This is a genomic window from Oceaniferula marina (assembly GCF_013391475.1).
Classification (GTDB): Bacteria; Verrucomicrobiota; Verrucomicrobiia; order Verrucomicrobiales; family Akkermansiaceae; genus Oceaniferula; species Oceaniferula marina.
This window is the reverse complement of record NZ_JACBAZ010000011.1, coordinates 1-12,771: the sequence shown is the minus strand read 5'-3', so window position 1 is coordinate 12,771 and position 12,771 is coordinate 1. Positions and strand designations below refer to the sequence as shown.

The following is a 12,771-nucleotide window of genomic DNA, read 5'->3' as shown; positions in this document are numbered from 1 at the left end:
TTTATTTTTTCTCTCCACGCTGCGACCTCCAAACGAAGGTCGCCCTTCTCCTTATTCTCCATTCGCCATACACTATACGCTTGGCTTAATACACGTCGCGCTGGTAACGTTTGTCTTTTTTCAATGCTGCCAGATAGGCCTCGGCTTCAGCTTCGGACTTTCCACCTTCCTCTTGCACAATCTGCAACAAGGCAGCGTGCACATCTTTGGCCATGCGGGAAGCATCACCACAGACGTAGAAATGGGCACCACGCTCGAGCCACAGCCATAGTTCAGCAGCACGTTCCAGCATCTTATGCTGCACATACACCTTCTCGGGCTGGTCACGGGAGAACGCCACATCCAAACGGGTCAACGAACCTTGTTTCAGATGGTCCTGCCACTCAAGCTGATAGAGGAAATCCTCGTTGTAACACTGGTCACCGAAAAACAGCCAGGAATCGCCCTTGGAGCCGTCCTCCGAACGCTCTTCAACAAAGGCACGGAAAGGTGCGACACCCGTGCCGGGGCCAACCATGATGATCGGAGTGTCTCCATTCTCAGGCAAGCGAAAGTTCTTATTGTGGTGCATATAAACCGACACCTTCGTTCCCACGGGTGCATCATCGGCAAGAAACGTTGATGCCACCCCTTTACGCTCCTTGTCATAGCTCTCATAGCGCACCGCGGCGACCGTCAAATGAACCTCGCCAGGATGGGCTTTCGGGCTGGAAGCAATCGAATACAAGCGTGGCGGCAACTTTCTCAGCAAATCAACAAATGCCTGTGGATCCAGATCATTTGCCGGATAAGCTTCAAGCAAATCCACAATCTGACGGCCGTCCACCCAGGTTTTAAAGTTCTCTTTGGCATCTTCAGCCAACAACGCGCCTAGTTCCTCATGCTTCACCAGCTCCTGCCAGGATGCGGCGATTTTACGGGACAGTCCGGTGATGTCATAATCCACCGTCAGTGCATGTTCGAGCGACTTCTCTCCGATGTCCTTAACTACCACTTTGGCGTCAGGGTTCAAGCCTGAGGCCCGGAGCACACCGGAAACAACATCGTCAGCATTGCGGGGCAAGACTGCCAAAACATCTCCCGGCTGATATGAAAGACCGGAGCCCTCAAGCGAGAGTTCCACATGAATCGTCTCTTTGAGGGATCGATCACCACTGAGCAATTGGTTCTCCAAAATCTCAGAAGGGAATGGGTTCTTTTTATCATACACTGGCGCCGCTACAGCAATCGCCGGGGCTCCAACGGATGCCGGGGCACTTACTGCATCTCCCAAGGTTGACCATACCTCTGTGGCCCAGGATGCAAAGCGATCCTCAAAGTCCACATCACAATCCACACGATCAAGCAGTCGGGAAGCTCCCAACTTTTCGAGCCGCGCATCTACCTCCTTGCCGGTCTGACAAAATTGATCATAGCTGGTGTCTCCAAGGGCACACACCGAGAATTTGACGCCGGAAAGATCGACACTTCCGTTCATTAGGTCATTGTAGAACTCCTCAGCAGCCTCAGGAGGTTCACCATCACCCCAGGTGCTGACCACAACCAGCAGGTTCTCCAACCCTTCCAGATCCGATGGCGAAGCATCGGCCATATTCGTGACCTTCGCCTTGAAGCCTTTTTGCTTCGCCGCTTTCAACAACTGCTCAGCCAACTCTTCGGAATTGCCGGACTCCGTCCCATAAAGCACGGTCAACAACCTGTCCGCTGCCGGAGCAACAGGAGCCGTCAGTGCCGTCGCTGCTTGTGGCGAAGCCTGCAAACCTGCCATGTATCCACTGACCCAGGCCACCTGTTCGGGAGACAAGGTCGCTAACGCCACTCCCAACTGCTGCTTCTGCACCTCATCCAGTGGCGCATGTATCGGAAATTCAATCATTCTCTTTAATCCTTACTTTGTTGATAAAGTTACTTCTTTTCGCGCGGCAACTTTGCCCAACCGTGCAAAACTTGCAAGCTAAATTCATCTGCATTTGTGACATTTCCAGGTGGACGGCAAAGCCCAGGCTGAAAAGGGAACAAGACCACACTATTCACCTGAATTTTACAGGTGCAATCCCATAATCAAAATCCAGCACTGTAACCAAGTTCACCGCCCTCCCCATCGGAAAGGGCGCTGATCAATGCACGATTTCTATGACCTCAAGCCAACTCCGAGACTATCGCTTTCACGAGCCCTTCGAGGTTGTGATCCTCTGCTTCCACGACAGGTCCGCAATGGAGATCATGGAGTTTGGCTGAGGTAATCGGTCCGATACTCGCAGCCTTGCACCCCTCGGGCCACGGCAAGCCAAGTTCATGGAAATACTTGGCGGTGGACGAGGAGGTAAAGGTAACCATATCCGCCCCGCCCTCGGCAAATCGAGCGGCAGCCCCCGTGGGGTCTTCGGTTTCCGCTTCGATCCGATAAGCAACGCACTCATCGACGATCGCCTGCATGGCACTCAGCCCGTCAGCAAGCACAGGACGGGCATTTTCCGGCCGTATCCAGAGCATCGTCTGACTGTCAATGCAATGATCCTGCTTGAATGCCTCAAGCATACCTTCGGCAATGTGATTGTCCGGGACAAGATCAACCGAAAAACGGTACTGCTTGATCTCCTTTTCGGTGCCCGGACCTACTGCGGCAATCCGAACGCCCCCCAGACTACGGGCATCATCGTAAATGGCATAAAAGGCGTCAAAAAAGCGCCGCACCCCATTGGTGCTACTGAATACCAACCAATCATAGGTATGGGCATTGGCCACACTCTCGGCAAAAGCGGCTTTGTCTTCCGGATCAGCGATCCGCAACACGGGAAGCTCGAGCACATCGGCGCCGAGGGCACTCAGCTCCCGCACCAATCCACTCGCTTGGGCTCGGCTCCGGGTCACCACAATACGTTTCCCCTTCAGCGGGCGATCTTCATACCAGTTAATCTTGTCCATTTCTTTGATAATATCTCCTATAACGCCCACAGCTGGGGCTTTGAATTGTTCAGCTTCGGCAATGTCAGCCATGGTGGCAATCGTGCCAGTGATTGTTTTCTGTCGTCCGGTGGTCGCCCAGCGGGTCAGCGCCATCGGCGTGTCAGGGGCAGCGCCGTGTTCGATCAGGCGCTCCGTAATCGAACGCAACCGGGACACCCCCATCAGAAAAATTTTCGTCCCCGGGGCCTTGGCCAGCTGTGCATAATCGAGCTCAGTTTCGGTTTTACTACTCGACTCATGACCGGAAAACAAGGTCAGCTGGGGCCCGTATTCACGATGGGTCAGAGGAATACCGGCATACACAGGCCCGGCAAAAGCCGACGAAATACCGGGCACAATTTCAAAACGCAAACCAGCATCAGCCAGCACCGCCGCCTCTTCCCCACCCCGACCAAAAATCATCGGATCTCCGCCCTTCAGTCGGACAACGACCTTGCCCTGGCTGACTTTCTCTACCAACAGGGCATTGATTTCCTCCTGCGGAAGCTTGTGATTGGCGGCCCTTTTACCGACATCAATTTTTTCACAGTCGGGTGAGGCCCAATTCAAGAGTTCGGCACTGCTCAAAGCATCATATACCAACACATCCGCTTGCTCAATGCATTGGCGCGTTTTCAGGGTAACCAAGCCTGGGTCTCCCGGGCCGGCTCCAGCGAGATAACAGATACCACTCATGTCAACGAAGCATACAGTTGGGAGGCCACTTGTTCCGGAGCCCCGGCATCCCCTTGAGCCTGCGCCTCGCGCGGCGGCAGGTCAGCCTTTTCCTCCTCATAAAACACACGCCCGTCCATATGCAACGTCCCGTCCACGATCCATGAGCGCACGCCCACCGGAGTGTGACAGCCGGCATCCAAGAGGCGTAAAAACTCCCTCTCCGCCCGACACTGAACCATGGATGAGGCATGGGTAATGCTCTCGACAACCTCCCGGACCTCAACGTCGGATTTTCGTATTTCAAAGCCGACAATCCCCTGACTCGCTGCCGGCAGACATTGCCCGGCATCAAGCGGCGTCGCCCACAGCCCACCATCCAGTGGTTGCGACAAATCATAATTCAAACGAATCAAACCAGCCTCCGCCAACATGATGGCATCGAGCTCATCCTGCTCTGCCAATTTACGCAATCGAGTAGGAACATTGCCACGGATATCCACCAGCTTCAAATCGGGACGTAAAAACAGTAACTGACGCTGACGACGCACACTACTTGTTGCGACGGTCGCGCCTTCTGGCAGACCTTGCAAACCTCCATCATGACAGGAAATCAACACATCCCGCACCGGTGCCCGCTCCAACACACCGGCAATCTCAAAGCAATCCGCCAGCACCGTCGGCACATCCTTCATGCTGTGCACGGCTAGATCAATCTCTCCAGCCTCAAGCGCCACCTCCAACTCCTTGGTAAACACGCCTTTATCCAAAACCCCCTCCACCTTCGCAACTTCGGATAAAGGAACATCCGTCCGCCGATCCCCGGTTGTTTGAATCACCTTGCGGATCACCTCGCGGTCAGGGAAGACCTGAGCCAATACAGCCTCTGTCATTTCCGCCTGAACCAACGCCAGCGCACTACCCCGAGTTCCTATCACCAATGGTTTCATCATCTTATTGCATTTCCTGCTCAATCATTTGCTCACATACCTGAACCTGCTGCTGACGGGACGCTCTGGCATCTCCAGCCAATTTTTGCAACATATCCATATCGTAAAGGTATACCTCTTCTATTTCTCCCGCCGCGGACTCAATGTCTCGAGGCACAGCAATATCAATCAAAAACAGGGGCTTGTATTTCCGCTTCTTCCTTACCGCTTCAATCTGGGAAGCACGCAATACAGGTTCGGTGGCACCCGTGGATGAAACCACGACATCGGCATCGATCAGGGTGTTTTCCCAATCGGTAAAAGGAACCGATTTCCCATTCAACTCGGCGGCCAGATCGATCGCCCGTTGCTCGGAACGGTTGGTCACCGTGAGATCCTTCGCCCCTCGGGACAGCATACTCATCGCCACTTTCCGGCTGGTCTCCCCCGCACCAATAATCATCACATGACAGCCCTTCAGAGCCCCGAAGATTTTTTCAGCGAGATCCACGGCCACACTGCCCACCGACGTCGGTCCAACCTGAATCCGGGTATGGGTTCGGACTTTTTTTCCTACGGCAAAGGATTTTTGAAACAGCTTGTTGAGCGTTCCTTTGGTTGCGCCCGCCTCGTGAGACTGCTTGTATGCCTGTTTGACTTGGCCAAAAATCTCCGTCTCACCAAGCACCATGGAATCCAAGCCGCAAACCAAGCGGAACAAATGCCTCCGGGCATCATCACCTTCTTTCAGATACAAATGCTGCCGGGCTTCTTCCTCCCGACCGCAAGCCAAATGATGTTTCAGTGACTCAGCACCTTGCCGGCCATCCTCAACCACCACATACACCTCCATACGGTTGCAGGTGGATAAGACCACGCTTTCACCAATGGAATCCAATTCAATCAGCTGCCGGGCACGCTCGCCCTGGCTCTCCGCAGGCACGGCAAAATGTTCCCTCACCTCAACGGGTGCGGTTTCATGATTCAACCCTATGCAAATCAACTCCATTTACAGCAAAACAAAAACCATCAGTGAGAGCGCAAACAAAACCATCACCGAAATCGCCAACGTTTTGGGAGGCACGCCCCGCAACCAAGTCACAAGTAACAACAATCCGTAACAGCCCCACACGCCGAAGGCGACGAGTAAATGCTTGTTCACGACCTCTGAACTCGTTTTCATCAGAACCCCACAACCCACCCCCATGGTTAATACCGCAAAACCTAGAATCAGCAGACGTCGAACCACAAAGATCAACTCCCGGGCCGGCGGCAGCTTCTGAAACAAACCAGTGGTCAAATGCGCATCCTTGAGTTGCTGGTTCAACACCAGAAACATCATCGCCGCCACAGCAGACAAACCCAAGGCCCCGTAGGCCAGGACAGAAAAAGCCGCGTGTAAGCCCCTCCATACATCCGAACTGACTGCATGCTCTGGATTGGGTTCCATCATCCCCGGAACAAGTGCCACCCCAAGCAAAAAACTCACCAAGGGAGCCGTGAACACCCCGAGTAATGACAAACGATACACCGAGCCCACCAAGAGGTAACACATCGTCAAAGACCATGCAGAAAACAACAAAACCTCACCGGTATCACCCAGTGGACAGGCACCTCGTAACTGGCTGCGCATGGACAACACCGCCAATTGGGCCACAAAGGACAATAAAAGCCACACCACTGTCCAGCGGGAACGAACCCCGCGGTGAACGCAGTTCGCCCCCTGCACAGCCGCTATCACGGCCAGCAACAAGGCGGCAATCAGTATCGCTTTATCCATGGCGGCCAAAGCTCATGCACACGCATCCTGAAAATTTCAAGCCGATATGAAGGGTATGCCGTGGATTCTCAAATCCGCGGACATTGATAAAAACCAAAACGATTCCCCAAAACGGTTCGCCAAAACGGTTCCCCAAAATCAGGGGATCATGTTCTCAATGATGCCACGAAGTTCACGTGCCGGAATCGCAAAGGTGGCCACCCGGCTGGCCCGGGCGATATTCATACCAATACAGAGGCCGTTGAGATCCAGCAATGGCCCCCCGACTGAAGATTTAATCAGAGGTGTATCATGGTGAATCACCCGGGGAAACCCATCCCTCCGCTTTGACAGGGAATCCTCGCCACCACTCATCTGGTCATTCCGCGACATCATTTGCTTCCCCGGACGAGCCATCAACTCCACTTCCAAAAGCATCGTTTTTTTCTCCCGTAACAATTCGATTTCAAGCGTATCACCCGGCTTTTTTCCTTTCATCGACTTCAGCAAATCGGCTCGCTCCTTCAATTCCACATCCCCCGATCGTTTAAGCACGTCCCCCGGTTTGAGGCCGGCCTTTTCGGCTCCTGACTTTGGCGTCACTTTCTCCACCTTAAGCGCATCATCAGCACTCAGCATAACCCCGAGAATCACATCACTCGCCGAACTCTTAATCTCACGAGTCATGGCACTCACCACCCCGACTCGCACCCGGCGTGTGCTTCGCGAGGCCGATCCATTGGATACCACCCAGTGCCCCTGCACCACATCATCATCTTCACTTAAGTCCACGGGAACCAAAGGATGGTCTGCAGCCACTTTCAACATCGCCACATCCCACCTGGGATCCACGTTGACCACTTCAACATTCGTGTAAAGGTCACGACCAATGCGCATTGAAATACTCTTTTTACCTTCAATCTCGCTCGCCTTGGTCAGCACGTAACCATCAGCGCTGACAACCACACCGTAAACCGATTTCACATGGGATTTTCCATCCGTATAAACCACAGCACTGCTCTGCTGCAAAACCTGTCGCTGGGACTCAAAAGCCTCCCACATCACCTTGCCATTAATCCTGATATCCGCTGGAAGCACATTCTGGGCATGTAGCCAGAACGACCCCATCAGCAGTAAGACGGCAACCGCCAGTCGACAGCGACCCGATCCATTGCGATATCTCTCCCTTGTTTTCATTTCCTGTATTTTTCCTCTGATATTCAACACGACATCAAGCGCTTCATTGAGCACCGCTCACGCAAAATTCCTTATCTCTTTTCAAGCTTCACTTTAATAAGCTGCTCCTCTCCACCACGAGACAGCTTGATCTGAATCGAATCCCCAGCGGCTTTCTCAGCAAGAAAGGTCTTCAATGACGTCTTGTTCTCAATGACTTCCCCGTCCATTTCCAAAATAATATCGCCCACTTTGACTCCGGCTTTTTCCGCAGCCATTCCCTTACCCACCTTACTAACCATCAGGCCATCGTCACTATCTTTGGTTCCCATACCTAGAAAACCAGATCCCTTGACCGGGCGCTGGGCAAAGGGACCGTCACCAAGAAATTCATTTTTCTCCATTGCGTCCCAGTGTTTGAGATACTCACGCATCGGCACATGCATGTTTTCAACCACAGTTTCCCGACCAACCCGACTGTGAATACCAATCAGTCGGCCCGCCATATCAAACAAAGGACCACCTGAATCACCGCCAATCACCTTACAATCACTCTGCAAGGTGGACTCTTTCACCTGAACAATTCTCCCCAGTCTCAGCACCGGCCCCCGGTCCTGATCAAAACCTCCTGAATGCCCTAGCGCAAAAACCCAGTGCCCCAACATATAATCGTTTTCCTTGTTGATCTCCACATGAGGAAAAGAACCACCTTCCGGTCCCTTATCCACGATCCGGACCATCGCCGCATCCGTTGTCGATACCAAGCCCATGGAAACCGCCTTGTACTCCGAACCGTCGTTCATCACAATCGTCAGTTCCTTACCCACACCTCCCGAAACATGGGCCGCCGTCAAAACCAAGCCCTCAGGCGAAACGATGACGCCACTGCCAAAACCCTGCTCCAACTTCACACTCACCGTGGCCATACGTGCCTGATCCTGATGCTCCATCAACGCCTGCTGAATCGATAATAAATCATCCTTGCTCTCAGGCACCTTTTTCTCATTAAACGGCAACACTTGACCAAAAACCAGAGAAGAACTCATCAAGAGCCCCCCCATGGCAAACATTCGGCCCATTCTTTGAATAGATTGTCGCAACATATGTATCGAATATAACGCTAATCAGCTAAAATTTCGTTCAAGAATCACTATCAATTAGCTATCGAGCACCTTCCGATACATCGTCAAGATGAGCTAAAATCACTCAACAGCACAAAACCGGAAAGGGCCAAATAGGTAAGCCATCCTCTGACTCACCAATTAGGATGCACCATAAACCTCTGATTTTCAACTGAAATCCCCACCTTGACACAATCCCAATCAGACTCGCATCACCCCCACAAAATCACACACCCCGTACAAAATTAAACAGTCCGATCGGCGATGATCACCAGGAAACCCCCTAACCTGTATGAACGGTGCCAATCGGACTGTCTCGCCCCCTTGCGAGGACGGCTGTAGAATATCAAAATCCAGAGTCAGGTAAAGAAATTTTATGCAAAATATGCGCTATTTCGAAAAACGAGTGTTTACTTTTTAAATTACTACGCATCTAGCACTATAATCTGGTCAAATAATCTGGAATCTGGTCCCTCTGAGACGATGGGGAATCGGTTTTATTGTGAAAACCAATCACCGATCCGACACCTGCGGCGTAATCCGCGCCAAGACGTTTGGGGATGTCCAGCACCGGGAAGTGATAGCGCCGACTCCGCAACCAAAGCCTGACAATCAGAAGCAAAGAAACCAAGGTTAAAGCAACGCCCCCCAGCCCCATTATTCCATACCACAGATAGGGTTGAATCAGCTCGAAGGTCCCTTCGGTTTCACCCGCTTCTTCCGTATCGCCCTTCGATTCATCGAGAGCTCCACGGGCTTCAGCTACTTGCTTTGTTCGCTCGAGAATATCCTGCTCCATCCAATAGGTTGAAATCGACAATTGAATAAGAAAAGACTCCATTTGCGTCGACGCATCGGATTTCTCCAGAGCTTTGATTTTTGCCGATTCAAGAATTTTGCATAACTCTTCATTGCTGACTTCAGCGGCCCCCTCTCCGCCAAACAGCAACTCACTGCGCTCCGGTTGCCCCAGATAATAAAAAACCACTGCCGTCAAAGGCCCATCGACAAAGGTGCCCTCAACCAGGCGCCCCAAGGTGTATGGGGCTGGAATCTCCTGATGCGCATCAAACATATAGACCCGAACATCAATCTCTGACTCATCAGCGTAATACTTCAGGTACCCTTCCCGATCCAGTGTTTCCTGATTGCTGAACAATCGTTGAGGATCGATCAAATAACTTTCAGGAGCTGCAGAAAAATAAGACGATAAAAACTGATCGGGCACAGGCTCCAACCGCACCCTGGCCTCGGGAACATCTACCTCCAACACTCCGGAGGATTCCACTAAATCAACCGGGGCGCCCCCCTGCTCTGCTGAAGTTTCCGTCTCCTGCCTGATCGACGCCCCGGCAGCAGGATCTTCGACCAAAAGCACGCCACCAACTACAAGCTCCCCCTTCTCCAGCAGCTGACGATCCTCCTCAGACCACTGAGGCAACGATTGAGCCCATAAACAGGATGTGCCGAACACAAAACAGAAACCAAAACAGAAACTTCTCAGCCCGTTCACCCCCCCCTTCATGCTCCCCGCTCCTCTCCATGCGCTGACGGCTCACACGCAAGCGAATCCGCCAAACGAACTTCAGCCCCGCCCCCATTCCTCTCATGCTCATCAACTCCAGTCGCGCGTAAAGGCTCCAACAACGGGCTTGGATCCGCCGGCAGGCAACCCGCCAACTTTTGATATTTTCGCGGCCTCCGGCGTGCGGATCGAGACCGCTGCCGCAACACCGCTGACAACTCTGAAATAACCACCTTCAAGGCCTTACAATGATCTTCCTTCAACAAATGAGGGTGCGCCTTGGAAAGCACCTTGAAGCTATCTTTTTCACGTAAATAAAAATCCAGTAAGTAGCCATGTGCCATGAACGCGGTCTTCGAATTGACATCCACCAATAACAGAACCCCCCCCTCATTCGGCCGACTCAAATCCACATCCTCAAATGCCCCGCGGTTCAACAACCATATCCCAAACTGTCTCATATTCGAAACCTCATCCAAGGCTCCGTAATACACACTGAAAAACAACTGCGGAAACTGCTGCTCAAATCGGTCAAACCACTTCTCGGCCCGCTTCCTCTCCGATAAACGCAACACCCCGGCTGCGTCACTCAAACGCCTCATCCTCACCTCACCCGCACCAAAAACAGCATCCAAATCCGACAAAGCAAATCCACAGTGCGGACATTGCTCCGCTCCCCGGTGGATTCTCTGCACACAACGTGGACACTTCATACCCGGAAGATCATATGGGAAAGCCGAGCAGCATCCAAGTGCATAAATCAAGAATTAGAAAAAATCAATGAAAGTTAAGTAGTTGGAACGCACTTATTCATAACGCCTTGTGACGAGCTTCTCATTTTTTAATCAGCTTTTTTTGCAACCTCTTCCGGATTCGAGGGTTTCACTGGCACAACCCAAAGGAGAAACCGCTCCAAGGGATGACCCACTAACCAAGACAAAAACAAACCGATGAAAACGACCAAAATAATCGTCACGTCCCTCACCAGCCTGATCGCCTGCTCAATGGTAGCAAGCGCTCAAGGCCCCCAAGGTAAGGGAGGTCCAGGCAAAGGAGGCAAACCAGGAGAAGGCCGCAAAGGCCCTGGCCACGCTGAAATGATCAAAAAGTTTGACACCGACGGAGATGGCAAACTCAATGAAGAAGAGCGCAAAGCTGCACGAGAGGCCATGGAAAAACGCCGCGCTGAAGCCAAAGCAAAAATGCTCGAGCGCTTCGACACCGATGGCGACGGCAAGCTGAGTGAAGAAGAACGCAAAGCAGCCCGTGAAGCCATGGAGGCCCAACGCAAGGAAATCCACGAAGCCGTGCTCAAGCAATTTGATGCCAATGGTAATGGCAAACTCGATGAAGACGAACGCGAAGGTGTTCGGGAGTGGGTCCGGGAAAACTACCCTGACGCTATCCACATGCCTCACCGCGGCGGCCAGAAAGGCAAAGGCGGCCCCCGTAAAGGTGGTAAAGGAGGTAAAGGGGGTGGCAAAGGCGGACCTCGCGGTGGCGGAGGTGACGGACCAAGCACCGATGTCTAATCCCAAGCCCGGGTGAACCACACCCAACAAGACATTATACAAAATGCGGAAGAGCTAGCCTCTTCCGCATTTTTTTTGCTGCACCTCCCGAAGCAGGTGCAGCTTATCAAATATCCGTTACCGGTTTCAGCCGTTCGGCCGACCGGTATTATTTCCACGCCAGCGTGCGGATCTCAAACGGCTTGACCTGCAAGGTCACATCCCCGTCGAACACCTCCACCGGGCTTTCACCCGTGTAAGCATTTTCCAACAAATCAACCTCGCCTACCTTGCCCTCCAGCACATCCGTGCTCAACGTCACCGGTCCGCGGGTGTTGTAGGCTTCGTAGAAGCGAACCACGGCCGCATCCGATTTCTCGGCAGGTTTCACCGCCTCGAGAATCACTCCCGGACGATCCACGCTGATGAAGGATTTCTCCGTGGGAAGCTCCCCGGCTGATGCCGCGGCATCCACCGCCAGCATCGGCACGTTGAAAGCATAAGCTTCTTCGATCACGCCTCCTTCCTGCAAGCTTCCCGCGTGAGGCAGGATGGCATAACTGAAGCTGTGCTTGCCGCGGTCAGCTGTCGGGTCAGGCGCATTCGCGGCCTTGAGCAGAGTCAGGCGCATCACATTTCCGCTGATATCCGCCGCATACTTGCAGTCGTTGATCATCGCCACTCCGTAATCTCCCTCGGAAAGGTCCGCCCACTTGTGCACCGGCACCTCGAACTTGGCAACATCCCAACTGGTATTGTCGTGGGTCGAGCGTTCGACGTGGCCATACTGGATTTCGTAGCTCGCCCGCAGGCTGCTGACACCCACCGGGAAGGCCACCTTGAGCAGGCGGTCGTGTTCCTGCCAGTCGGCTTCGCAATGGAAGTCGAGGCGGCGGCTGCCGGCATTCAGCACGATGCGCTGCACCATGCAGGAGTGGCCGAACTTACGGGTCACGCGCAACACCGAACGAAGTGGTCCGTCTTCGAGCACTTCCACCTCCGCCGGTCCATCCAGGTTTTCCACCTGATCTTTGTAAAATACATCCACGTCCCAGGCGTTCCAACGGTTCGGGTAATCCTTGTGAATCTGCAGCAGGTTCCCCTGCCCGCCATCGGCAATGACCTGACG

Annotated in this window: 11 protein-coding genes; 1 reads left to right on the top strand and 10 read right to left on the bottom strand. The window is 53.0% G+C overall.

From position 1 onward, the window contains the following. Positions 1-85 precede the first annotated feature (85 nt). The 9 genes from HW115_RS17210 to HW115_RS17170 all read right to left on the bottom strand — a co-directional run bounded on the left by HW115_RS17210 (position 86) and on the right by HW115_RS17170 (position 10,844). Positions 86-1,876 (bottom strand): assimilatory sulfite reductase (NADPH) flavoprotein subunit, encoded by a 1,791-nt coding sequence (locus HW115_RS17210; RefSeq protein WP_178934339.1) that lies wholly within the window; start codon positions 1,874-1,876, stop codon positions 86-88. Positions 1,877-2,139: 263 nt separating this feature from the next. Then, the gene (cobA, locus tag HW115_RS17205; RefSeq protein ID WP_178934327.1) at positions 2,140-3,642 is read right to left on the bottom strand and encodes a uroporphyrinogen-III C-methyltransferase; all 1,503 of its coding nucleotides are present in this window, start codon (positions 3,640-3,642) and stop codon (positions 2,140-2,142) included. Continuing rightward, the gene (gene hemC, locus HW115_RS17200) at positions 3,639-4,574 is read right to left on the bottom strand and encodes a hydroxymethylbilane synthase (RefSeq protein WP_178934312.1); all 936 of its coding nucleotides are present in this window, start codon (positions 4,572-4,574) and stop codon (positions 3,639-3,641) included. Before hemC ends, cobA begins: the two co-directional genes overlap by 4 nt. A 1-nt stretch (position 4,575) precedes the next feature. Beyond that, a complete protein-coding gene (gene hemA / locus HW115_RS17195; RefSeq protein WP_178934306.1) occupies positions 4,576-5,559 on the bottom strand; it encodes a glutamyl-tRNA reductase in 984 nt (327 codons plus the stop codon). Further along, positions 5,560-6,330 carry a cytochrome c biogenesis protein CcsA gene (gene ccsA / locus HW115_RS17190; RefSeq protein ID WP_178934300.1) on the bottom strand — a complete coding sequence of 257 codons (771 nt, stop codon included), beginning with the start codon at positions 6,328-6,330 and terminating at the stop codon, positions 5,560-5,562. A gap of 138 nt (positions 6,331-6,468) precedes the next feature. Next, positions 6,469-7,506: a S1C family serine protease gene (locus tag HW115_RS17185; RefSeq protein WP_227021623.1), complete on the bottom strand. Its 1,038-nt coding sequence runs from the start codon at positions 7,504-7,506 to the stop codon at positions 6,469-6,471. Between the two features lie 71 nt (positions 7,507-7,577). Beyond that, the gene (locus HW115_RS17180) at positions 7,578-8,588 is read right to left on the bottom strand and encodes a S1C family serine protease (RefSeq protein WP_178934290.1); all 1,011 of its coding nucleotides are present in this window, start codon (positions 8,586-8,588) and stop codon (positions 7,578-7,580) included. Between the two features lie 457 nt (positions 8,589-9,045). Continuing rightward, on the bottom strand, positions 9,046-10,047 hold the full coding sequence (locus tag HW115_RS17175; protein WP_178934289.1) for a hypothetical protein: 1,002 nt from the start codon (positions 10,045-10,047) through the stop codon (positions 9,046-9,048). Between the two features lie 80 nt (positions 10,048-10,127). Then, positions 10,128-10,844, bottom strand: a complete 717-nt coding sequence (locus HW115_RS17170) for a TPM domain-containing protein (protein WP_178934284.1) — start codon at positions 10,842-10,844, stop codon at positions 10,128-10,130. Between the two features lie 237 nt (positions 10,845-11,081). Between HW115_RS17170 and HW115_RS17165 the strand changes: the two genes are divergently transcribed. Then, positions 11,082-11,663 carry an EF-hand domain-containing protein gene (locus HW115_RS17165; protein WP_178934279.1) on the top strand — a complete coding sequence of 194 codons (582 nt, stop codon included), beginning with the start codon at positions 11,082-11,084 and terminating at the stop codon, positions 11,661-11,663. 148 nt (positions 11,664-11,811) lie between these two features. Here HW115_RS17165 and HW115_RS17160 read toward each other — a convergent pair. After that, positions 11,812-12,771: glycoside hydrolase family 38 C-terminal domain-containing protein (locus HW115_RS17160; protein ID WP_178934274.1), on the bottom strand; the 960-nt coding region annotated here is incomplete at its 5' end.